General features: G+C 34.6%; 15 protein-coding genes. All 15 read right to left on the bottom strand.

What is annotated here, in order from left to right; genetic code table 11:
* Positions 1–187: 187 nt before the first annotated feature.
* Complete coding sequence (locus tag IPH11_13380) at positions 188–4,942, bottom strand: nuclear transport factor 2 family protein (GenBank protein MBK6914583.1); 4,755 nt, start codon at positions 4,940–4,942, stop codon at positions 188–190.
* A 34-nt stretch (positions 4,943–4,976) separates the two neighbouring features.
* Positions 4,977–5,948, bottom strand: a complete 972-nt coding sequence (locus IPH11_13375) for a SpoIIE family protein phosphatase (protein MBK6914582.1) — start codon at positions 5,946–5,948, stop codon at positions 4,977–4,979.
* A gap of 177 nt (positions 5,949–6,125) precedes the next feature.
* Complete coding sequence (locus IPH11_13370) at positions 6,126–7,265, bottom strand: FIST C-terminal domain-containing protein (protein ID MBK6914581.1); 1,140 nt, start codon at positions 7,263–7,265, stop codon at positions 6,126–6,128.
* 160 nt (positions 7,266–7,425) lie between these two features.
* Positions 7,426–8,214 carry a hypothetical protein gene (locus tag IPH11_13365; GenBank protein MBK6914580.1) on the bottom strand — a complete coding sequence of 263 codons (789 nt, stop codon included), beginning with the start codon at positions 8,212–8,214 and terminating at the stop codon, positions 7,426–7,428.
* A gap of 98 nt (positions 8,215–8,312) precedes the next feature.
* The gene (locus IPH11_13360; GenBank protein MBK6914579.1) at positions 8,313–12,086 is read right to left on the bottom strand and encodes a SpoIIE family protein phosphatase; all 3,774 of its coding nucleotides are present in this window, start codon (positions 12,084–12,086) and stop codon (positions 8,313–8,315) included.
* 200 nt (positions 12,087–12,286) lie between these two features.
* Positions 12,287–15,403, bottom strand: a complete 3,117-nt coding sequence (locus IPH11_13355; GenBank protein ID MBK6914578.1) for a SpoIIE family protein phosphatase — start codon at positions 15,401–15,403, stop codon at positions 12,287–12,289.
* On the bottom strand, positions 15,378–15,923 hold the full coding sequence (locus IPH11_13350) for a hypothetical protein (GenBank protein MBK6914577.1): 546 nt from the start codon (positions 15,921–15,923) through the stop codon (positions 15,378–15,380). Before IPH11_13350 ends, IPH11_13355 begins: the two co-directional genes overlap by 26 nt.
* 30 nt (positions 15,924–15,953) lie before the next feature.
* The gene (locus IPH11_13345; GenBank protein ID MBK6914576.1) at positions 15,954–17,555 is read right to left on the bottom strand and encodes a PP2C family protein-serine/threonine phosphatase; all 1,602 of its coding nucleotides are present in this window, start codon (positions 17,553–17,555) and stop codon (positions 15,954–15,956) included.
* Positions 17,556–17,624: 69 nt separating this feature from the next.
* The gene (locus IPH11_13340) at positions 17,625–17,960 is read right to left on the bottom strand and encodes an STAS domain-containing protein (GenBank protein ID MBK6914575.1); all 336 of its coding nucleotides are present in this window, start codon (positions 17,958–17,960) and stop codon (positions 17,625–17,627) included.
* A 13-nt stretch (positions 17,961–17,973) separates the two neighbouring features.
* On the bottom strand, positions 17,974–18,390 hold the full coding sequence (locus IPH11_13335) for an ATP-binding protein (GenBank protein ID MBK6914574.1): 417 nt from the start codon (positions 18,388–18,390) through the stop codon (positions 17,974–17,976).
* A gap of 164 nt (positions 18,391–18,554) precedes the next feature.
* The gene (locus tag IPH11_13330; protein MBK6914573.1) at positions 18,555–18,794 is read right to left on the bottom strand and encodes a hypothetical protein; all 240 of its coding nucleotides are present in this window, start codon (positions 18,792–18,794) and stop codon (positions 18,555–18,557) included.
* Positions 18,795–19,001: 207 nt separating this feature from the next.
* The gene (locus IPH11_13325) at positions 19,002–19,472 is read right to left on the bottom strand and encodes a nuclear transport factor 2 family protein (GenBank protein MBK6914572.1); all 471 of its coding nucleotides are present in this window, start codon (positions 19,470–19,472) and stop codon (positions 19,002–19,004) included.
* A gap of 344 nt (positions 19,473–19,816) precedes the next feature.
* Positions 19,817–20,101, bottom strand: coding sequence for an antibiotic biosynthesis monooxygenase (locus IPH11_13320; GenBank protein ID MBK6914571.1), 285 nt, complete (start codon positions 20,099–20,101; stop codon positions 19,817–19,819).
* Positions 20,102–20,143: 42 nt separating this feature from the next.
* Positions 20,144–20,584: a hypothetical protein gene (locus tag IPH11_13315; GenBank protein ID MBK6914570.1), complete on the bottom strand. Its 441-nt coding sequence runs from the start codon at positions 20,582–20,584 to the stop codon at positions 20,144–20,146.
* 319 nt (positions 20,585–20,903) lie between these two features.
* Positions 20,904–25,151, bottom strand: a complete 4,248-nt coding sequence (locus tag IPH11_13310) for a response regulator (GenBank protein ID MBK6914569.1) — start codon at positions 25,149–25,151, stop codon at positions 20,904–20,906.
* Positions 25,152–25,219 lie beyond the last annotated feature (68 nt).

Here is a 25,219-nt window from a genome sequence, read left to right as displayed (position 1 = left end):
CGTTCAAATTCAATTGCAAAGCGTTCCAGTATTTTATTTTCATCCTCTTGCAATAGCTGCTTTACCATTACACCAAAACAACCATACTTCATAAAAGCCTCTACATAATACAGACCACCATTAAAATAGTGCGGCTGCAGTTGTTCAACACCCACAATCAATTCATTCCAGGCGGCAAAATAATTTACTACCCCATCCGGAGGTACATGATATGAAACAACTGGCTCAGTGCTTTCCAGTCAATAATACATTGCGCTGTGGCAGGTTCATTTCTATCCATGGGATAGTTGATGGCTTTACTTTTGAAAACTGTTGAATTATTTTCTGCCCACGCAGCCCAAAAGATATGCCTTTCTTTTTCCTCATCAGGCAGCCATAGATATGAAAATGCTGAAGGAATACCTAACTGCAAAACCTGTTCATGAAACACTCGTAATGTATCATCCAGTTCTTTTGAATGTTGCATCATCATGCTTTGTGCACGGGTACGCTCCAATGCCGCTTCAATCTTTGCTTCACGTGCCTGTGCCTCTGCTTTTTGCAGATCGAGGAAACGTGTATAGGTTTGCTGGAATACTTTTCCAAAGCGCATCAATATTTTGTTCTCTTCTTCTGTATAAGGCTTGCCAGAAAAATTTTCGATGTAGAGGGAAACATTATCAAACAATACTGTTGTTGCCGCAAGTCCGGGGCAGCTTAAATAAAAATCTTTTGATGCTTCCGGTAACCCCGGGACAAATGATAAAAGCTCATTATAAAATTTGTTCTTTTCTTCAAAATTTAAATTGGTGGCAAAGAAGTCTGCCCCTTTTTCTTTTGCTTCATTAAATTGATTTGCCCAAACAGACTCAAAGTACGGATGGGTTATTTTAGAAGGAATATCCCGCTCATCAGCGATCCAAAAAGTCCAATCCCCTTTTGGTGTGTAATCAACTACAAAACCTGCATGGTCAACATTGATCTTTAAGTGAACAAATTGTTCGTATACAACCCGAATTACTTCTTTCAACTCTTCACTCTTTTGCATACCCATTGATCTGCTTCTCACTCTTTCCAAAGCAGCTTCTATTTGAGCTTCTCTTGCACTCGCCTCTGCATCCTGTAAATCTTTAAAACGGGTGTATGCCAATGAAAAAACTGAAGCGGCTCTTCGCAGTAAGTCCCAGCTTTCTGCTGAAATATTACCCGGTGATGCAGCTCCCATATAACCACCATTAAACTTAACCAGGTGGTAGGTACGCTCCGGGATTTCATCACCATAATATCCCTGTAATTCCTGTGATTTATCAGCACAATAGTTTATCCACTCTTTCCTATTATCACCTTTCATCACAATGGAAATTTGTTCATTCTTTGATCGGTAAAACTTCCACATTTCATTGCCTACCCAGGTATCACTTAAAATTAGTTTCATTTCATCACTTACCAATCTTTTATTTTCTTCCCTGATATCTTTTATGGCATACCAGCATTCAGCTTGCTGATTTTCTTTATCAACTATGTATATAGAACTTGTTTCCAATTCTTCTACACCCAAATGACCCATTTCTTTTCTTAATAACTCAGCTACTTCAACCAGCTCTTTTGGTTTTTGCATAGCCAGAGAGCGGGAACGAATTTTTTCCATCGAGGTTTCAATTTGCGCTTCTCTTGCCTGAGCTTCTGCTTTTTGCAGATCAAGAAAACGAGTATATGTAAGATTGAATACACCGGCAAATTTTTCAAGAAGCTGAACAGTTTCAGGTGAGTGAGGTTCATAAGTAGAAATTGAAAGTATTCCCTTTGAAAAAAAAGCAGCAGCTACAAATCCACGGCTGTTTGAATAATCAGTACTATCTGGAATACCGCTTAATGAAATTCTGTATTTAACCCAACCCAGCAGTTCTTCATTGGAAAGCTCGATCACGATTGATTTTTGTTTCTTCTTCCATGCTTTATAAATTTTATTTAATAAGATTGGCTCATCAATACTTGCATTGAATTTCCGATCTACTTTAGAACCACCTCCACTCCAATCAGTTACCCAGAACTCGATCAAACCTTCACTCTCATTCATTATACCTATAGTGAGCATTTTTGGTTCTTTATCAATTTCCTTAAATTGCTGAAAGAGCAAATGCGCTGTCTCTGATAATTCTTCACTTTTATACATAGCCATTGTTCTTGCCCGAACTCTTTCAAGAGCCAACTCAATTTGTGCCTCTCTTGCTTGAGCTTCTGCGAGAGCAATATCTGAATAACGCTGGTAGGAAAGATTAAATACATTTCTTAGCCTTTGAAGTATTTGAAGTTGTTCTTCCTGCAAGGACTTAAAGGAAGATATACCAAGAGCACCAATTCCAACCGAGTAAAAATAATAATGAAGCTCTGATGCATTATATAGTTTCTCATCGGGCTTTTGAGGAAAACTTTTTACAAATGCTTTCCAATCATCCATCGCTTTTCCCGAAATTTCAATATCAGCAAATGCATCTGTTGATTTTTTTAATTTATCGTTTAACATCCTGATGATAGGATGCATATCGTAAGGAACTTCAGCTATTTCGCCGCCGGTATAATCTGAATACTGATAACCGTTATAGATTTCTTTTTCATCATTATTAATAACTATCTGAGTATTTCTTAAATCAGTTTCGTTAAAACCCAGTAATCTCAATTCATTAAAAACAGATTCACAAACCTTAAGCAATTCATCAGACTTCAACATACTCATTGCTACAGCTCTTACACGTTCTAAAGATGCTTCAATCTTTGCTTCTCTTGCCTGTGCTTCGGCTTTTTGAAGGTCGAGGAAACGGGTATAGGATTGTTCAAAAACATTTCCAAAACGTTTCAGAATTTCATTTTCGTCATTAGAGAATTTTTTACCGTTGTGGTTGGTAATGGAAATGCTTGTGTACTGAGAAATAGCGACTGATCTTGAATATCCTCCTTTCCGTGAAAGTAGTTCCTCTTTTCTTTTCTGAGATAAACTATTCCATGGTTGATATTTGAAAAGATGTTTGAACAATCTGATCTTTTCTTTGTCGGTGCGCTCTTCGGTAAAGAAATTATTTTTCCTTTTGATCGCATCCCTGAGATCAATAAATATTGGGCTGTTTAAAAATGGAACAGTCACTTTTTGTACATAATCAGCTGCGCCGCCGGATGCCCAAAGGGAAATATCTTTATCCAATTCAGCATTAATAACAATGAACACACCTCCATTAATATCAAGATTCATATTATATAACTGTTGGGCAAGAATATTTACCATATCCTGCAATTCGGATGTATGATGCATTGCCAGACTTCTTGCTCTCACTCTTTCAAGTGCAAGTTGTATTTCAGCTTCTCTTGCCTGTGCTTCTGCGAGCGCAATATCCAGATAACGCTGGTATGATAGGCTGAATACATTCCTGAACCGCTTTAACAACTCAAGTTTTTCTTCATTAATAGAGCTGAATGTTGAAATTCCGATTGAACCGGTTCCTATTGAATAAAAGTAATAATACAATGCGGAGATATTATCTATCCTCGGATCATCTTTCTCCCCGATTTTATTCCTAAATTTTTTCCACTCCTCTAAGTCTTTACCTGTAAAAGATGTTTCAGAAAAAGCATCATTTGTGCTTCTGATCTGCTTTATTTGTTTCTCAATTACTGGATGAATATTGTAAGTTAAATGATTTATGCTTCTTCCGATTGCGTCAGAGTAATCATAGTTTATAAAAGTTTCTTTCTCGTCATTGTGAATATTGATCATGGTATTCCTCATCTCATCGAAGCCTAATTGGTTAAGTCCCTTGTATAATATTTCACAGACGTCCAAGAGATCATCTGATTTATGCATACTCATAGCAGAAGCTCTTACTTTTTCCAGCGATGCTTCAATCTTTGCTTCTCTTGCCTGTGCTTCGGCTTTAGTTATATCAGTGTATCTTCGATACGCAAGATCAAAAACGTTTCTAAATCTTTTCAGAATTCCAACCTGGGATTCATTTATAGGATTGAATGTTGATATTCCGATATCACCAACTCCAATAGAGTAGAGATAGTAAAAGAGAGCTGGAATTCCATCCAAAGTCGGATCATCAAGCTGCCCGCTACTTCGCCGGAAGTCTTTCCAGCTATCCAGTTGTTGACCTTCAATAACAACCTCAGCAAAAGCGTCATCAGATATTTTTATCTGTTCTAAATAATTCTCAACAACCGGATGTGAATTATAATTTATGCTATTTATACTTCCGCCCAGATAGTCTGAATAATCATAATCCAGAAAAAATACTTTTTCATCATTGAGGATATGAATTACAGCATTCCTGATATTATCGAAGCCAAGTTTCTTAAACTCTTTAAATGATACTTCGCAAATACTTAGCAGATCATCAGATTTGTGCATACTCATTGCAACTGCGCGCACTTTTTCCAGAGCGGTTTCAATTTCAAGTTCACGGTTCTTAACAACAAGCTCAATAGTTTTTTCATCAACAAGTTTTTCAAGTTCTTCGTTTTTTCGTTTCCATTCATTTACAAGCCAAGTATCGGTTTCAGCCAATGTTTCTGTCGGTATGGAGCCATGCCAATGAACAACTATCCATTTACTATTAATGTATTCTAAAATGGTTGTCAATCTTAAAAAGAGTTCCTGCTTGCCCTCTTGAAGAATTATTGATACTTTTATTTCATCAACAAAAATTGCGGAGTCTTCTTTGTTTGATATACTTCTGAAAACAGGTGTGATTTCAAAATTCATTTCAAGTCCAACTGCCTGTTCTCTTTGTCTGTTGATCAATTTACGATAGTCAGATATGGAAAGAGCTTTTTCATCGATGGCACTACCATATCCCATAATTTTAGCATCAACAAAATCATTTACGCCGTCCAGTGGTACATCGTACAAACTGCTCTGAATCCATTTATAGTAGGTGTCGTTTAATAATTTTTCTTTTTTAGAGTTCATAGTAATTATTCAAAATTATTTTTTCTTAAATCATTTATTTAACTTTTATTACAACAAACGTAACATCATCATCCGGCTCTATTTCGTTTGACCATTCTGATGCTGAATTTTTTAAATGTTCAACTATTTCATTGGAATTTTTTTGTGCTGCAGACATAAATTCATCTTTTACTCTTGCATAACTATACTGTTCATTTTTTTCATTCTTCAATTCGGGTAATCCATCACTTAACAATAATATTGTATCGCCTGAAGAGATTTCTAATTCTTTTATTTCATAAGGAAAGTTTTTCATTGCACCGAGAGGCATTCCGTTTATCATTATTTCTTCAACCCCTTCTGATTGTCTTCTGTAAATGTATAATGGCGGCATTCCTGCATTGGCAAACTCAAGCTTGTTTGATTTTATTTTTAGCATTATAAACGCCATCATTAATCGCCCAAGCTCTATTCCTTTCAGAGTATCACTGCTTTGATTAAAAAATGTTTTTATATCCGGGCTTGATTCACCAGATGAGAATAACGCTTTTACCATTGATACGATAATTCCGGCTTTCATTCCGTGTCCTGTTGCATCACCAATTGCAAAGGTAAGTGTTCCATCAGGATCAACATTAAAATCATAGTAATCTCCACCCACCTCTGTTGCAGTTTTCATATACACTGCAATGTCAAGATTAGGCAGTTGAGGAAGTTCTATTGGAAGCATTGAAAGTTGAAGTTGACGAGCTTCTTCAAGCTCTTTTGTTTTACGGTCATTATCTGCTTGAATTATCTTACCTTGTTCTTCCACTGCTTTTCTCTTTTGTTCAAGTTCCTCAATTGTTTCTTCCAGCAGAATGGCAGTTGTTTTTTTAACCTTCTCTGTTCTTTCAAGTTTAAATGCAGTTATTTCTAATTCTTTATCAACTTCCTTTAAAGATTTCAGAAGCGGATTTTTTTCATCCTCACTTAACTTTTCGTTTTGCTGAATTACATCAAATATCTTTTGAAGCTTCTGATTCATTTTAGGCTTTATAAAATATTAGTTGGTTCATTACTTTTTTTGTAAAGGAACTCACCCTAAATCCCTCTCTTAAAAAGAGAGGGACTTTTAAATGGTTCCAAATCTCCCCTTCTCTTTTTAAGAGAAGGGGCAAGGGGATGAGTTAGCTTAACTTCATCATTTTTGTAAACAATCATTCTATTTTTCCTTTAATACAACACAGCAGGTGGTAATGTTATGCATCTCCAGGTTACCTCCGGTGGCTCTTGCCAGTTCTGCATTTGAAAACATACCAGCCATTGGAACATTCCAAACCTTTTTTATTCCTTCGATTTCCTGGTTCATCATAGGACCGAAAGCTAAAATTCTACCGGCACAACTGAATACGATAAGAGCATCTGCTTCGGGCATTTCATTTTGTTTTAGTTCTTCAACTCCTTTAATCACTTTTTCTAACACATTAAAATCGGGTGGAAGGGAGAATCTGACTTTAGAACCCTGGGGGACTGATCCACTGCAATAAAAAGAATGGTCGCTCCAGTCAACAAGGAGACCTGGACGCATAACCGGATCACCTTTTTCCCGTTGCAACTGCAAAGGCAGATTTGAAGCAATCTCGAGCATCAATCCGGCGTTATCGGGTGATACATTTTCCAACCCACCATATTTTGCGGTAAGATCCAAAACAGGAATATCATCAACCGTATAAACATGATTGCCTTCACTTTTCGTTACTATTTTTTCAGTACCCACAGCTTTCCAACCGCAAGTGGCTTTGCCTTTGATCAGGATATTATTTTCATCCAGTGCAAGCGCTACGATACCCTGGCTGCTTTCCTTTCCATTGGTAAATACAAATTGCTCGGTGAATGTGTAATCATCGGAAGCCATGCCGCCGTAAACATTAACATCTTTGCCCACCACATCTTCAAATCCAAAAAGCAATTGCTCTGCATCCGTTTCAAGGTGAGAACCGGAGATAAGGAAGGCAGGTTTTGGGAATTTAGTCCGTGCTTCTTCAGCAATCCTCCGAGTCGTTTCCCTGTAGTTTTTTTCAGGATATTCGTCAAAGAAAATTTGAAAATAATCCTTCTTGATATCGAGCAATAATATCACCACTGTGCCTTTTTCAGTAACTTCATCTATGAACTCACCGCTTGTGGTTGCCCCAAATATTGCAATGCCATTTGAATCCAGCAAATTACAAATTGCCTTTCTATCCTGGCTCACAGATAAAAACACTACTGCAAGTGTTGGTTTAAAACCATCGGTCATACTTTGACCCAAAGCAGATTTTATGTCTTCTGCGGATTTTCCTTTTATTGATTTTGCTTTCATAATACATCTTTTTTATTAATTAAAAATCTTATTTAACTGTCACACTGAGCTTGTCGAAGTGTGGCAGATTCTTTATGAATGTCATCCTTCGACAGGCTAAGAATGACATTTATTTTTCTTTAAAAAACCAACTGCAGTTTTTACTTTTTCAAGTATGTTATCACGGTTTTTCATTTATGTCTTCATCTATAAATTTTATAAGTTTTTCAATTTCTGCATAAAGTGATTCATATCTATTAAGAATACCAAAGTTATTCATTGCTGCTAATTTGAGACCATTTCTGATAGTCATATCTTTTAAGAAGATTGCTGCTTGAGAAGCTATTTGTTGCCTTTTATCATCTGATATTTCGATATTAATTCTTTTTTTTTGCTTTATTGATTTTTCTAAATCCCAAAAAGGTCTGATTTCAAGGATAGGCCAGGTACGATCATACAAGTAGTTATCATATTCACGCCTCATATGTTCGCGTCTAATTACTATTACTTCATTAATTTCTTTAATGCTCATCAGATAAGACTTGATAGAATCGTTTTTAATAATGTTAAAATTACCGGAACTAATTAATTCATTTATTGTAATTGTCCTGGGTGTAAAACTTGCCCATCCATAAACATTCCATAGTAATGAATCAAATACTGTTAATTCTTCCATCGTAGCTGGTGGTTTAAGTTCTAATAATGTGTTTGCTGACGACATTTTATTACGCCGATCAACTATCATTAAATCCAAATTAACTAAATCAGTTTTTAAATCTAATTTTAGATTTTTAAGATATTTTATTTCATTGTTTCTTTCTTTTCTTGCTTCATTCCAATTGTTAATCTGAAGCGCTAACAGAATTCCAATCATTACCAAAACTATTTCACCAATTGCATAACGCAGATAGCCTGCCACTTTATTTTCTGATGCCAGTTTTTTACGGATGTTTCTAAAAAATTTTATCATCGGTTTTCTAATTTGTTATTCTTATGAAAATTGGGCCGAAGCCCTAATTTCAGGAAATACATATTCCCCGACCTAAAGGTCGGGGCTATTTAAAAATCTTATTTAATCTTTATCACAACAAACGTAACATCATCATCAGGGTCTTTCTCACTTGTCCATCTTGAACCAACCTCTTTCAAATAAGTTATAATACGCTCTGGTTCTTTTTCTGCAATCTCTTCAAATGAATTCTTTGCACGTTTATAACCGAACATTTCATTATGCTGATTCTGTAACTCGGGAAATCCATCGCTCATTAATAAAATTGTATCTCCGGAAAACAATTCCATTTCTTTTAATTCATAGGGAAAGTTTTCCATTGTTCCCAATGGCATTCCTTCCATTAAATGTTCTTCAATTATTTTGTGCTTACTTCTGAAAAGATAAACTGGAGGCATTCCCGCGGCAGACATAATTAATCTATTGTTTTTAATTTTCAACATCGTCATAGACATAGCAAGTGACTGAAACTGCATTTGTTTAATGCATCTTGTCATTTCACGAAATGTAAAAATTATATCAGGATTAGCAGCGTAGCTGTTGAACAAAGATTTAGCAGAGGTAACCATTGTTCCTGCTCTCATACCGTGTCCGGTTGCATCCCCGATTACAACAGTTAATGTTCCATCCATTCCAACATTAAAATCATAATAATCTCCGCCAACTTCTGTTGCAGTTTTCATATAGACTGCTATATCAATATGCGGTAATTGCGGAAGTGTTTTTGGAAGCATAGATAGCTGCAACTGACGTGCTTCTTCCAATTCTTTTGTCTTGCGTGCATTTTCTGTTTCTGCAATCTGCGCACGAAGATTCGCTTCCTTAATTGCAGCAGCATTACGTTCTTTGCTTAATATTCTTCTTCTTTGTACTCTATCTATTCCAAAAACTACTCCGGCAAACAAGAAGAAATATCCAACATAAGCAGAGGTAGTTCTCCACCAGGGTGGATTAATAATTATCCGAATAGATTTTCCTTCATCATTCCAGATTCCATCACCATTAGAACCTTTTACTCTAAATGTATATTCGCCGGGATTTAGGTTTGTGTAAGCAGCAAAATTCCTGTCTGCTGTTATCCAGTGATCATTAAACCCTTCCAGCATATAAATAATTTTATTTTTTTCAGGTCTTGAAAAATGAATAGAAGCAAATTCAAATGAGATGTTATTCTGAGTATAAGAAAGAACCAGTTCATCAGTTTTCATTATACTTTTTTCCAGATTCACCTCCGCCGAATCTGATTTAAGAGATACATCAGAAATTTTTATATCGTAAATAACTACATCCGGTTTTACTTCATTTATTTTTCCGGGATAGAAATAAGTAATGCCATCAATGCTTCCTAAAAATATCTCACCATCTTTGCTTATCCAGTATGCTTTGCTTGTAGTAAATCCTTGAAGTCCGTCTTGCGCATTAAAATTTACAAAGTTCCATTTATTCTTTGGAACATTTTTATTCAGTTTGGATAATCCGGCGGATGTATTTATCCAAAGATTACCTCCAAGATCTTCAACAATGGAATTTATTTGATTGGATGGCAGTCCATCTTTTTGATCATATCTGTCAATTTTTTCAGTGGAAGGATCAAATCTTAATAAACTATTTGCTGTTGCAATCCATACTATTCCTTTACTATCCTCAAAAATGTAATTGATATAATTGTTTAGGGAACTGATGCTTTTGCTATCAAAATTATATTGCTTAAAATTTCCTGTTGACAAATCATATTTGAAAAACCCGCTTATAGTAGATCCTAACCAGAGAACGTTATTAAACTTATTACTCAATTCAACGCAAGTGCCGATTTCCATAGGCATAAATTTATTGGAGTTAATTTCCTTTTCATTCATTTCATTAATGCTTTTAAAATCGGATTCATTGAGATTTAAAACCTGAATTCCATACCACATTGAGTCTGGTGGTGCAATTGCATTCCAATTGCCGAACGAATGTCCGACATCCGTTGCGTATGTAATTTTATAATCACCCTTTTTCAAATTCAAACATCCAAGCGCAATTCGATTTTTAAATCCTCCTCCGTTGTTAAATGTTTTAAATAAATCATTCATTGACCAGATTGTTCTGCCATCTTCAGTTAAAAGTGATCCGGCATCTGAAGGACCTATGCCGGCATTATTCATTTCACCTTCACCAACACAAATTATCAAAACTTTTTTATCCTGATTCAAAGAAAATGTTTTTTCTAAATTAGATGCTTCACCAACTTTTAATATTGAAGCTAATGGCTCACTGGATTCTGATATTTTATGAATTTTATATTTAAGATCTTCACTCATTGGTTTATTCATGATAGTAGGTAAGATTGTGTATTGATTTTTGACAGGATTATATTTCTCAAATCCCTGTCTCGATGCCATCAAGATATTACCCGATAAATCTATTTTAATTGAATTTATATAATAAATTGAATTTTTATTTTTATGAGGTGATTGAATAGTGCTAAGTAAATTATTTTTATCAATTTTATGCAAACCGAGATTATTATATGCAAACCACTTATTTCCAGCGTTATCAATAGCAAGCCCTTGAATATTTATCTTCTCACCTGAAACATTAGATTTGCCAGGAGTGATATTCAATTTATCTGACTTTTGATTTTCGAGATTGTAATTAAATAAACCATTCTCAGACGTTCCAACTACTATTTCCCTGCTCTGATGTGAACCCGAAATTACAGTTGAAAAATTTGCATTAGAATTTGCAATGTCATTGGTTATGAACTTATGGAAATTAAATGGTTCTCTAAGCGGGTCGAATTTTGTAACTCCTTTCCCCCAAATACCAATCCAGATTACTCCGTATCTGTCTTTATAAATATTCGAAATAATATTGCGACCAAAATTGTTTAATTCATAAATATTGTAATCAAATTGCTGAATATTTTTTGTCTTCGGTTCAATTCTATAAAGCCCTTGTGAATAAATCCCCGCCCATAAATAGCCCTCATCATCTTGAACTAAACCCATAACATTATCATAAGTGGTAGGGTTTTTAAAAAGACTGAATACATCGTAATCTTCGATGCTGTAATATTGGGGAGAGTATCTGATTAATTTATTTCTACCCCCAAACCAAATATTGCCGGAGATGTCTTCGTATATGAGATTAATTTCATTCGGGCTAAAATTTGTTTTAAGGTAATATGGCTGGAATACATTCTGTTTTTCATTGTATGTTTTAATGCCGTTACTATAATCAGCAGCTAAAATATTTCCATTCTTTAATTCAACTATACTATAAATATTTCCCCATTGAGCATTATTATTAGAAACTTCAAGACGCACCTGTTCAAATTTGTTTTTTGATCTATTAAATTTTTGCATTCCGTGATTTGAAGATCCGAACCACAAATTTCCTTTAGAATCAAAAAGAGCAGAATAAAAGTATGATAGATTAGTCACACCAGCGGTTTCTATACGATAACTTTGGAAGGTTTCATTTTTAGGATTGAATCTTGTAATAGCATTCCTGGAAACACCAACCCAGATAAATCCATCTGCATCCTCTGCAATGGCAGAACAATCATTAGTTGGTATTGTGGTAGAATCATTAGGGTCGTTTTTAAATACCTTTATATTATTTCCGTCGTACCGGTTAAGTCCATCTGCAGTAGAAATCCAGAGAAAACCATTACTATCCTGAAAAATATAATTAACTGTAGAATTCGATAGTCCTTCAGGAACTGAAATATTTTCAAAAAGGTAATTGCGCTGTTGTGCGTAGCTTGATGAAGCTAAGGCTATACTTAACAGCACAAAGATTAATTGCACTAATTTTCTTTTGCTAAACATTATATTCCTTTTCATTGATCTTTCTTTTTAAAAGTTATTTAGTTTTAACTGACTTAGTAAGTTTTTATCTGATATTGCCCCGACCTTTAGGTCGGGGATTCAAATCAAAAAACTAAACCGGCTTTAGCCAAAATATCAAATTTATATTGGGCTAAAGCCCATATTCCATGTGGATTTATATACCCAGACTTAAAAGTCGGGGCTATTAATATTATTTACTTAATCTTTATTACCACAAACGTCACGTCGTCATCGGGATCTTTATCATTTGTCCAGCTTTTGGCTTCTGCTCTTAAATGTGTTATAATTTCTTCGGGATCTTTATTAGCTGATTCTTCAAAACTATTTCGTGCTCTCTTGTATCCGTACATCTCCTGATTATGATTTTTAAGTTCCGGAAATCCATCACTCATTAATAATAAAGTATCTCCTCTTTCTATATTGATTTCTTTAATATCATACATGATTCCCTTCATCGCACCAAGAGGCATATTGTTAATAACAACTTCTTCTATCGTTTGAGAATTTTTTCGGTAGATAAATAAAGGCGGCATACCGGCATTTGTGGTTATAATTTTATTATTACTGATCTGCACACAAGTAAGTGCCATCATCAGTCTGCCAAGCTGCATATCTTTAATTGCTTCATTCGCATTCTCAAAGAATGGTTTTAGTGCTTTGTTTGTTCTGTCTGACATAAACAGAGATTTCATTATTGAAACCATCATACCGGACATCATGCCATGACCTGTTGCATCACCAAGTATTACGGTTAATGTTCCATCCATATGAACATGAAAATCATAATAATCACCGCCGACTTCTGTTGCCGTTTTCATAAATACTGCTATATCAAGATGCGGAATGCTTGGGAGTGATTTTGGCAGCATTGAAAGCTGAAGCTGTTTTGCCTCTTCAAGCTCTTTTGTTTTTCTATCATTCTCAAGTTGGAGGAATTTTTTGTTTTCATTTTCTTTCCTACGATCAAGTTCGAACTTTCTTAAACCACTCAGCATACTTACGAAGCCAATAGCATAAATTCCGTAAGCCCACCATGTAAACCACCACGGTGGATTAATTGTAAACGAATAAAACTCCTCGCTTGTTTTAACTCCATTTGATGTAATACCACGTACCCGGAAAGTATAATCACCTGAGGGTAAGTTTTGATATTCTGCAAAAGCAAGATTGCTTGGCTTTGACCAGTCCTTGTCGAAGCCTTCAAGAAAATGTTCGTACGTCGTTTGCCGCGGGTCTTTGTAATTTAAAGCCGCATAATTGAATAAAAACGAATTTTGAGAATAGGATAATTTTACGGGAAAATTATAATAGTGAGATTCACCATTGATTGATGCTGATGAAATTTTTAACGGATAACTTTTTTCTTCACTCTTATTAATGTAAAGACCAACTCCATTATAAAACTCTACCATATTTCCGAATCCATCCAAAGCTGATGTATATGGACCACCGCTTGCTACACTTTCGTCACTATAGAAAGTTTGAAATTTATTTCCTGTTATCTTTAAGGCGCCTGCGGGAGATGAAAAATAAACATTACCTTTAATTTCATCTGCTATTGGATTAGTAATATTAGTTGATGGAAGTCCATCTTTTTTTGTATAAAAGTTTAGATTTGTACCATCAAAAATTACAAGACCTCTGTTTCTCAATCGAATGTATAAATTTCCCCCCGCCTGAATGTCAGTTTTTGTTCCGGCAACACTGGCACCTTTTAATATTCTGAAATCAGCGGTGGCATTTACACTATCACTAAGGTTTACAAATTTCTTACCATCAAAAACATAAAAGCCTCCAACCGTTAAGAAGTACATTCCATTTTTTAAATTCCCGACATAATGCAATTGTTCTGATGGAATTTTCCAGCTTTCCGGTGGTTTGTTCCAGGATTTTCCATCATACAACATTATTTTTGATTGAGCAGAGGTGATGTCTTTTATATTATCTGAAAAAATTCCAGAAAACCAGAGCCTGCCATCGTTATCTTCCCGAAGATCAAAAAGCTGGAATTCTTTTTTATTATCAGCATCACTAAATGGAGAATTGATTTTAACAAAATTTTCTCCAACCAGTTTTCCGAAATAAAAATCTGCTTCAATAAGGTTCTCTTGAATAGGACGCACATAATTATTCCATACATAAATATCGCCATTCCTTGTTTCAAGAACATTTGAAGTATTGTATGGCTTATTCTCTCCGTCAGGAATATTTTTTAACTTTAAAATCTGCTCACCATCACTATTGGTGATTTCACGAACCATTGTGAGACCTTTTGAAGTTGGTATCCAAACTCTTTTTTTAGTATCCTGAAACGTTTCATAAGTTATATTACTTGCAAGTCCGTCTTTCTCTGTAATCGTACGTAATTTTTTTCCGTCCCAAACATTAATCCCTACATTATAAGAAGCTGAGTAAGCCGGCAATGCAGTGTATGAATACGAAATCCAAACCATTCCATTATAATCTGTAAAAAGAGTTGGAATACCGGCTTGAGTGAGCAATAAACCATCTTTAGCGGTAAGCATTTTTGAATAATTAAGATAATTTATTCCAATGCCTTTTGAAGTGTTCATTAAAACACCTTCATTTATTTCAGTGCCCGGTCCAGCTTCAAAAGAGTCATACTTTTTCCATTTGTTATCAGTAAATGAGAAGAGTTGAGCGGGATATTTTGAACTTTGATCTACGTTGGTGCTGTAGAAAATTAGCAATTCGGGAAAATATTTATTGGCTTTTTGAAAATTGATACTCGAATAGTTAAAATCATTGATTACTCTATCAGTTTTTAAGTCTCTAATCACCCCAATTTGTTGTATGATATCTGATGCTTTCCATTTACCATTTTCAAATTCAAAAACACCTTTATTTTTTCCGTTAAATAGTTCTCCATTTAAATTTAAAGTGGTCAAAAACAATTTATTCATTTGGGTACTAAAGTAAACTTCGACAGGAACTTGATCTTTATTAAGCTCATTTATGAATTCTGTAAATTGGTAAAATTTATTTCCATCGTACATTAATGCTCCGGAATTTTTTTGGTTACCGCCAAAAATATTACCTGAATTACATGCCAGCCATGTATTGCCATCATTATCAATTGAAGTCACTAATTCCTTTGGATAAATTCTTGCACCCTGAAGATTTATCCCTGCAGATTCATCAATCTTTTTAAAAACATCATTTTTGAATAAAGCAACATAAGAACCTTCGAGTGTTTGAGTATTATGACCTGCTGAATTAAATATGAGATCACCATAAGGAGTTTCAATAAAGTTAATCGCATTATCAAGCGGGAAAGTTTTTAGAATCATAAACTGTAAATTTATTGTTTTCAAATTTTGTAAGACCGCCGTTATTTTTTTTATCCACAAACGGTGTTGAAGAACCAATCCAAATCCGCCCTTTACTATCTGCTTTAACAAATGTTATCAACTGCCCTGATAATCCGTTTATTTTGTAACCTTCTTTTTCAGTATAAACTTTAAATTCTTTTCCATTAAATGTTATAAATTTTTTAGGCGAGGCGAAGTACATTACATTTTTAGTGGAATCGTAATACATATTCTGCATTGTGGGTAATCCAATATCAGCGCCCACCTCTTCAAATTCGTAACCATTAAATCTGTACGTTCCTTCAATTCCTGAAATCCAAATGAAGCCGTCCTTGGTTTGAACCACGTTTGAAATATTGGTTGTAGGCAAACCTTCTTTGTTGGTGTACTCAATCAAGTCAGCATTGGCTTCTGTTTTTTGTTTCTGCTGCGATATGAGCAGCGAAGAAAAAACAAATAAAACAGAAATTACTAAATATTTAAAAATTGACTTTGTCATAAAGCTCTCCAATAAGGCTGGTGAATAAATTCAAATTCTTTTTAGGATTAGGGCAGTTATATCATCACTCTGCTGAGCTGTTCCAGCGTATGTTTTTACATCTTTAACTATGAAATCAATAAACTCTTTGGCTGGTTTATCAGAATGACTTGTAAAAAAGTTTATCATTTTTTCATCAGAATATTCTTCTTCTTTTTCATTCATCGCTTCAGGAATGCCATCTGTGTATAAGAATAGTCTGTCACCAGAATTCATAATCGATTTTTGCCCGGCAAACGGTATTCCAAAATCAAACATACCAAGACCAACTCCGCCGGCATTAATCTTTTCAAGCATCCCATTTTTTCTTAATAACAAAATTGGATTGTGTCCCGCATTTACAATATCCAATTCACCTGTTTTTGAATCAAGCACAGCAATAAAAAATGTTATGTATTTATCGGATGGAGAAGATTTATAAATTAATTTATTTAATCTATCTGCCATTTCTGTAAGAGGAATATCGAATTGCAAATATGAATATAATGATGCATCCAAAGTGCTTACCAACAATGCGGCTCCAATTCCTTTGCCGGAAACATCAGCAATGATTAATGCATATTTGCCTTTCCCTAAATCAACGCAATCGTAATAATCACCGCCAACTTCTTTAGAGGGAATATTTATCCCTGCAAGATCATAACCTTTAATATTTGGTAATGATTCGGGAAGGATTCTTTGCTGAATGGAGGCAGCTACATTCAGCTCCTGTTCCATTTTTTCTTTTTCTATCGCTTGATTATTCAGATATTGATTTTCAATCGAAGCCTGTACTTGTCGTGTTATGGCATCAAGCAGCATTTTATCTAATTCATTAAAATTGGTAACACCATCCCTTGTTTCTTTTTCTGCCAGTGTAAATCGATATGATAAATTATTGAAATCAAACCCGGACTCTAATTTAAATTGACACGCCATTACATCATTTGCATTAATATTCGGAGGAAAAGAATATTGCTGCACAGCATTTTCCTTGTTACTGATTTGAAGCAGAGCAGAAGAGGCATTAGTAAGAGGAGCGATTCTCTCAAGTGCCAAATCAAATAAAATATTTCTTTTATCATAGCGCGAAACTTCAATCACTGTGTCAATAAGATTATTTAGTTGTACAACTTTTTCATTTAATTCAAATATTAATTCCTTTTCTTTTTTCTGATTCAGGAATGATCTATGCGCACTGTCAAAAACCTGAACTAAAATTTGTAAAGTGATTTTATCAAATTCTGTGAAACCACTCTTATCCATTTTGGGACCAATAAGAATTCCCAGATATGATTTATCTGTTAATGGCAGGACTAATGAAACATCATATTTTTGTTTTTCAAAATATTGAATAGAATAATTTGGTGACTCTTCAAAATAAGATAAGTCGTTGGGGTCGAGCATTTTTTTTGAGGCAATAGCATTCCAATCAGAATTAAATTGCTTTTTATGATAAGCATTTATTTCTGATATCATAAAATTCCCACGCATCAAATGCAGGAAATCCTGCACCATCTCATCAAAACTGAATGATTTACAGAGGATCTCAAATCCTTCCTGAAATGATTCAACTTGCAAAGAAAGTTTTTCTACAAGGTTATTATTTTCCAATATGTTAAATAGTTTAATGCAAATAGAAAATTACTTTTGCTGCTTAAGCTAAAAGTAAGATGAATTATATCAGGTATTTAAAGCAGACTCAACAGTATCAGCTTTCCCCGCGAACTGAAATAATCCCATTATAGAAAAGGTTTTTTCTATTGTTGGATCAAGATTAGTAAAAATCAGTTTACCATTTGCTTGATTTAGTTTTTCAATCACTTCAATCAAATGAGAAATGCCAATAGAATTAACAACCTTGGAATTTTCAAGATTTAGAATAAGTTTATTTACATCAGCGTGTTTATCAAATTCCTGAACGATTTGCTCGCCGCCTGTGCTATTAATATATCCGTCTGTTATTATTACAAGAGTTTTGTCGTGTAATTCTGTAGTTAAATTAAAATCCGTACTCATTAGTATTCTCCAATTAGATTAAATTTTTAGTAATAGTAATTCTTGTTCCATTAGGGCCTGATTCAATAATCAGATCATCAGACATGGACTTCATTAGCTTAAGACCCCATCCTCGTTTATGTGCACTGTGAAGTTTATTGCCAATATTTGGCTCTTCAACATTCCCAGGTTCAAAACCTGATCCAAAATCCGTTACGAGTATTATTAATTTTTGCTTGTCCATACTGAACTCAACCTGTACATAAGGATTTTGATCACCTGAATGTTCAAGCCCATTAATGATAGCTTCGGTAACAATAATTTTAGCTTCACCGATTTTATCATTAGAAATACCGAAGTGTCTGCCCATAATTTGTAAGCTTTCAAGAGCTACCAGTTCAACATCCGGTATATTGGGAAGCTTAATTTCCAGTTTTATGTTTTCCTGCATGAAAATACCTTCTTGATAATTTTATGTTATTATAATTAAAAGTGTACTGAGAACAATTGGAATATAATCTATTTCCCAATACTTGTTTATAAATCAGTTTGTATTGAATACTTAATACCACGAAATTTTATCTAACTCGAAAAACTTCAATCGTAAAATCATCATCATGCTCCATATTGTTTAGGTAGAATAATTTTAAACTCCGTGTATTCACCAACCTTGCTGTCGAATTTAAGTTCGCCTGCATGCTCTTTTACAATTATATCATAACTGATTGATAAGCCGAGACCGGTTCCTTCTCCGCTTGGCTTTGTTGTAAAAAATGGATTGAAAATATTTTCCTTTACAGAATCCGGGATACCATTGCCATTATTACCTATTTTTATTTTTACTTTTCCATTCAAATTTTCTGTGCTGGTTTTTAATTAGGGCACAAAGTCAATTTTACTTTTACTCTTCTTATCGTGCACTGTTTAGCGAGCATTATTGATTCTATTTCTAAAAATTTACAATGAAACCTTCAAGGTTTTTATTTTTGTGAAGTGCAACAAAATTTCACATTACAAAAATTTTAAAACAAACCTTGAAGGTTTTGATAAATACCCTAATGTTTATTCTGCTTTAGATGTTCTGCCGCCTTGATCACCAATTAAAACCCATCTGCCATCTTTTTTCATTAGGATGTCTGTCCATTTTCCTGATGATCTATCTTCTTTACCTGTTTGATTATTTTTATCCAATTGTGTGTAAAAATAATCGGCATAAGCAAAATCACCCTTTACCCAAATGGCAACAGGCGTAAGTGTATAAACAATAGTGGTATTATTCTTCAAACCGTTTGCTATCCATTTACCGGTATTGGATTTACTTTGCGGAACTATGGATTGATAATCCCATCCCATATAACTATCGTCAAAGTATGACATAAAACCCTGAGCATCTCCCTTTGCAGAAACATCCCAGTATTTTTCTACGCCTGCCCAAACATCTTTTTGTTCATTAGACCACTGCTGTGCCGCACTGTTTCCAGATAAAATTATCACCGCAAATAGTACAGCGATTATTGAAAGTAACTGTTTCATAACACGAACTCCTTTTTGATTGTTAAAAATATTTTTTAAAAATACCATTTTGATTAGTTATTTATTTTTCATTTCAATTTGAATTAATTCGAAAGGTTCATCACCTAGATTTTCACCCTGATGTATTGTTGCTGGAACCCAGCTAAAAAACCCTTTTTTAAAATCGCGTTTCTCTGTTTTGCCATCAGGATATGTAAAATTCCACTTTGTAATGTTTAGGATCAACTTTGGTGGCGTCCTGTGCAAAGCTGTAACCCGAGAAGATTATCACTGCAAATAATACAGTGAAGATTGAAAGTAACTGTTTCATAACACTAGCTCCTTTTTGTTTATTGATAAAATTATTATTTGGCTGTTTCTGCTGCTGCTTCAACAAAATAAATTGCCGGCATACCCACAACACCCGCGTCTTTCATCGCTTCTTTAATGGTGTCTGATTGAGCAAACTTTTGAGCATTTGCAATACTATCCCACTCAAGTAAGACAAATAGTTCATTCGGGTTGTTCGCACTCTGAAATACCTTACCGCCTTTGGAACCATGTTGAGCACGCATTGAAGAATGGTTATCAAATGCTTTCTTCCATTGGGCAAAATCTTCGCAATTGTGATGAACGAGTAAATAAGACATAGAATAACTCCTTTTATTAGTGAATAAATTGTTTATTTGATATTAGTGTTCATTGAGCCACTGCTCAAAACTTTTATTTGCCACATCCTTTGGATAACTCCAATCAGGTTTAAGCCGTAATCCGCTGTCGCTTTTCCAAATAAAATCGACAACAACTTTTATCTCCCTTTCATTTGTTATTGATATTAAAAATAAATTCTGATCCTGCAGCGCAATCTTTTTTACTTCACAGTTGATGTGCTGTGCAAGAAGAGTGCTTTGAATAATTTCCGCCTGCCGCAAATCATAAGTCGCCCAGACAATTCCTTCTTTACCGGAAAGAAAATCATTTTCATCAAAGGAAATTGAAAGCTCGATGCTGCTTCCGGCAGGAAGTTGAGGAGGATTGCCGTCACTCAATTCTTTCCAGTGAATTGTTCTTATTGAATCAAGAACAATCTTTCCATCTGAATTAAATGTTCCTTTTGTTTTTAAGATTATCAAAGTATAAAGCTTAGGTTTTTGAAATAGTTTATTTAAAATTTCTACTGCAAAAGTAGAAGATTGGTTTGCGGATATCTTGCACTATACACGCATTTGTTTGGACTTTTAATGCAATTGAGGATTTTCTTGTAGGAAATGGTCTCCTGACCATCCCGCCAGGTTACCACAATTAGTTATCTTATTAATTGACGACTTGATTGTAAGTAAATTTTTTCTCCGTAAGGAACGGACTCCTATCCAGTCTTTATTTTCTAATTATATCTATTATCATTCGGAATTTTTATTTAACACTCAGGCAGATCGGTCGGGAGACCGATCGCTACAACGTTTTTTTATATTCTGAAGGTGAACACCCGAATTGTTTTTTAAACGCGCGGGAAAAATATGCCTGATCATTAAATCCAACTTTATAGCAAATCTCTGCAACTGTGCCAGAGTTTTGTTTTAAAAGATCTGCAGCACGTTGAAGACGAAATGATCTTATTAATTGTCCCGGCGGCTGATCAATTAGTGCATTTAATTTTCTTGTAAGTTGAGAAACACTCATATTCATTCCATCGGCAAGTTTTTCAATATTGAATTGCTCATCTTCAAAATGATTTTCGATCGTCTTAATAACTTTATCTAAAAAAGTTTTGTCAACAGAAACAGCAGTAACTTCCGAAGGTTTAATTATTGTTGATGTACTAAATCGTTTGCGAAGCTGCTTGCGTTGATAGATTAAATTTTTAACTCGAACTTTCAACTCTTTTGCGCTGAATGGTTTTGTCAGGTAATCATCAACACCTATTTCCAATCCCTGAATTTTATCATCAAGTCCCGCTTTTGCAGTTAACATTATTATTGGAATATGACTTGTCTTTTCATCGTTGCGAATTGCTTTACTGAATTGATAGCCATCTAATTTTGGCATCATAACATCAGTTATAATCAAATCAGGAATTTCATTTTGTGCGATTGAAATTCCTTCTTCTCCATTACCCGCTTCAATTATTTTGAAATCATTTTCAAGCTGTTCGCGAATGTAGGTACGCACATCAGAGTTATCCTCAACAACCAAAATAATTTCTTGATTGCCGGCGGATGTTGGAAGTTGGAGACCGGGGGATGGAGGCTGGTGATCGGAAGTTGGTAGTAGTTCTGCTTCGGAAATTTCAACATCAGTTAAAATATTTTCTTGTGCAGAAATGCTAACTGGTAATTCATAAGATTTTTCATTTTTCTTCTTCAAATCACCAATAGGAAAATAAATTATAAATTCTGTCCCTTCGCCCTCTTTACTGCTAACTGCAATTTTCCCTTTATGAAGTTCAACTAATTCTTTTGTAAGGGCTAAACCAATTCCCGTTCCCTCGTGTTCGCGTGTACTTGAACCATCGACCTGATAGAAACGATCGAAGATATGGGAAAGACTTTCGGCAGGTATTCCTTTGCCTGTATCTTTTATTTTTATTTCAACAAATCCTTTTGTATTGTCATCCCGAACTTGATTAAAAATACTCCCTCCTGTAGAAGATGCTGAAAAAAATTCAGCTTTGCGTATGGTTATCGAAACTTTTATTTCTCCTTGTTCCGGTGTAAACTTGAATGCATTTGAAACAAGATTATAAAAAACTTTTTCCATTTTATCAGGATCAAAAACAACGGGAATTTTTTCCAGTTCAGATTCAAACTTAAGAGTAATCTTTTGCGTCTCGGCTAATGATTCAAATGAATAGAAAAGACTTTTGAGAAATGAAACGATGTTATGCTGCCCGGCATTAAGCTCCATACTCCCTGCTTCAAGTTTGGATAAATCCAACAACTGATTAATCAAAGTGAGCAATCGTCTTGCATTCCTATTTGCAACTTGCAGCTTACCCTTTTCTTTTGTTTCGATGCCTGAAGACATAACGCTTTCAACCTGTCCAAGAATCAAAGTAAGCGGCGTTCGAAATTCGTGAGAGATATTTGCAAAGAAATGTGATTTAAGTTGATCTAAATTGCGTAAAGAATCTGTTGCAACTTTTTCAAGTTTTAATTGGTTTTTAAGATTAAGCCTATTCAGTTCGTAGCGTCTTATCAGATAAAGACCACAAAGAAATAGAAGTCCATATAAAATATACGCCCACCATGTACTCCACCAGGGAGGTGTAATTATTAAAGTAAGTGAAATTCCGGCTTCATTCCAAACGCCATCGTTGTTTGAACCTTTGACCCGGAAAATATATTCGCCCGGAGGAAGGTTCGTATATGTTGCGGAGTGAACTGTTCCGGAATAAATCCAATCAGTATTAAAATTTTCTAAAATGTAGGCATACTGATTTTTTTCAGGTGCAGAATAATCTAAAGCAGCAAATTCAAAAGTGATTACATCATTCTTATATGAAAGTTCAAGCTGATTTGTTTCTGAGATGGTTTTTTGCAGTACAGAATTATCATCTTTAATTGAAATATTTTGATCATGGATTTTCAAATTTGTCAGCACTATTTCAGGCTTGTACGGATTATCTTTTATTGCTTCGGGATAGAAATAATTCAGTCCATTTATTCCACCAAAAAACAATTCTCCTTTTTTACTTCGATAGTATGCGCCGGTATTAAACTCGTTGCTTTGTAAGCCATCATTAACATCATAGTTTCTAAATGTTTTATCCTTTGTATCAAATTTTGAAAGACCTTTGTTTGTGCTTAGCCACAGGTTTCCATTTGCGTCAGGTAAAATTCCGTACACTACATTGTTGGGTAACCCATCCCTTTCTAAAAATTGTGTAAACGAATTTTTATCAACATCAAACCGATTCAAACCGCCTCCTGCTGTACCAATCCAAAGGATATTTTCTGATTCATGATTATCTATATAAATAGATTTTATAAAATCATTACTTAAGCTTTGCGGATTTTTAGGATCGTTTTTAAAAGTTTGAAAAGTTTTATTTTTAAAATCAAACCGGAGCAGCCCCTCATTTGTTCCAAGCCAAAAAATTCCTTTCTTATCCTGACAGATTACAGGTCGTACTTGTTCATTATTAGATGGTGCCGGCTGATAACGAAAATTTTGAAATGTACCTTTTTCAATATCAATAAGTTTGCTAAAATAATATTCTGTTGCGATCCAAATACTTCGCTGCTGATCTTCAAAAACAGCATAAACTTCTTTTTGCGGTAAACCCGAATTATCTGTGGGATCGAATTTAAAATGCTTTGCTTTTTCAGTTGCTGGATCATATCTGTAAAGTCCTTCGGTTGTTGCAGTCCAGATTTTTCCATCAGCAGATTTTATCATAGTCCAAACCCCTGTATTTCCAAATTCATCAGGCATATCCGATCTTGTTTCGTAACTTTTCAGTTCACCGGTTTTTCGATTCCAGCGATATAAAACAGCGGTACTGATCCAAACTATATCAGCTTTCTCTTCAAGAATAGAACGAACACTAAACCCGGTAATTCGCGATGCTGGTTCTTTCTTTTTTAACAAGGTAGAAAATCGGTTTGCTTTATAATCGTACAAATTAATTCCCATACCCGCAGTGCCAACCCACACAATACCGGTCTTATCTGTACACAAGCTGGAAATGCTGCTGAAGCTGACAGACTTTGGATTAAACGGATCATTTAAAAAATAATCATAAGAATTAATAGAGGGATCAAATCGCATTAACTCACCCGGTGTTGCAAGCCATAATTTTCCGTTATGATCTTCACTAATTGCAATTATATTTCCCCAACCGTAACGATATATTTCAAACTCGTGAGGATATAATTTGTAAGTGCCGATTCCTCTTTCAAACTTGACCAAACCACTTGCCGTGCCTATCCAGAAAGCTCCATTTTTACTTTCATAAATTGCACTAACACTTTGATCGTATTGACTTGAAGGGGCTTTTGAATTTTTCACTTGAATTTTGAAATGAGTGAAACTGTCAGAGTTTAAATCAAATTTATTCAAACCGTTATCTGTTCCAACCCATAAAATTCCTTTCGAGTCGCGAAATAATGTTGTAGTGTTATTACTGCTTAAACTTTTGGAATTATTTTCTTCGTGCCTGTACTGTGTATAAGTAACCGCAAATAAATTTTTATGATTAGGAATTATCCTAAATAAGCGATCGTTCCTTGTAGCTATCCAGATATTTCCATTTTTATCTTCTGCAATTGACTTAATCTCATTTGTATTAAAATTATCCAAACCAACTGAACGGTAATAAATGTGATGAAATATTTCAGTGTTACGGTCATAACAATTCAGTCCGCCATTTAAAGTACCAACCCAGATGTAACCGTGTCTGTCTTCAAATAAAGCCGTAATATAATTTGCAGAAATAGTGGTTGTATCAAACGGATCGTGTTGATAAACGACAAAAGAATAACCATCGTATCTGTTCAATCCATCTTTAGTTCCAAACCACATAAAGCCTTTACTATCCTGCAGGATGGATGAAATAAAATTTTGCGATAATCCGTTATCGCTGGTAAGATGCTTGAAGTTTACATCTTGGGCATAATTTGGGACAAAAAATAAAATCATCAAAGCGAAAAATGATTTTATTAATTTGAATTCAGTTATATGTAAAAGTGTTGGGAACATTTAGACACATGTTAATGATTAAGAGCAAAATAATTCATTACTAATTAAAACCATAATTGATGATTTAC

It is taken from the genome of Ignavibacteriales bacterium (genome assembly GCA_016709155.1).
Lineage (GTDB): Bacteria > Bacteroidota > Ignavibacteria > Ignavibacteriales > Ignavibacteriaceae > JADJEI01.
This window is presented reverse-complemented; position numbering and strand designations above follow the sequence as displayed.

Excerpts from the sequence above, each read along its gene's own strand:
- IPH11_13355 (MBK6914578.1), bottom strand. The coding sequence starts at position 15,403 with ATGATTCTAAAAACTTTCCCGCTTGATAATGCGATTAACTTTATTGAA.
- IPH11_13360 (MBK6914579.1), bottom strand. The coding sequence starts at position 12,086 with ATGAAAAGGAATATAATGTTTAGCAAAAGAAAATTAGTGCAATTAATC.
- IPH11_13380 (MBK6914583.1), bottom strand. The coding sequence starts at position 4,942 with ATGAACTCTAAAAAAGAAAAATTATTAAACGACACCTACTATAAATGG.
- IPH11_13310 (MBK6914569.1), bottom strand. The coding sequence starts at position 25,151 with ATGTTCCCAACACTTTTACATATAACTGAATTCAAATTAATAAAATCA.
- IPH11_13370 (MBK6914581.1), bottom strand. The coding sequence starts at position 7,265 with ATGAAAGCAAAATCAATAAAAGGAAAATCCGCAGAAGACATAAAATCT.
- IPH11_13320 (MBK6914571.1), bottom strand. The coding sequence starts at position 20,101 with ATGTCTTATTTACTCGTTCATCACAATTGCGAAGATTTTGCCCAATGG.
- IPH11_13340 (MBK6914575.1), bottom strand. The coding sequence starts at position 17,960 with ATGAGTACGGATTTTAATTTAACTACAGAATTACACGACAAAACTCTT.
- IPH11_13375 (MBK6914582.1), bottom strand. The coding sequence starts at position 5,948 with ATGAATCAGAAGCTTCAAAAGATATTTGATGTAATTCAGCAAAACGAA.
- IPH11_13365 (MBK6914580.1), bottom strand. The coding sequence starts at position 8,214 with ATGATAAAATTTTTTAGAAACATCCGTAAAAAACTGGCATCAGAAAAT.
- IPH11_13325 (MBK6914572.1), bottom strand. The coding sequence starts at position 19,472 with ATGAAACAGTTACTTTCAATAATCGCTGTACTATTTGCGGTGATAATT.
- IPH11_13350 (MBK6914577.1), bottom strand. The coding sequence starts at position 15,923 with ATGACAAAGTCAATTTTTAAATATTTAGTAATTTCTGTTTTATTTGTT.
- IPH11_13335 (MBK6914574.1), bottom strand. The coding sequence starts at position 18,390 with ATGCAGGAAAACATAAAACTGGAAATTAAGCTTCCCAATATACCGGAT.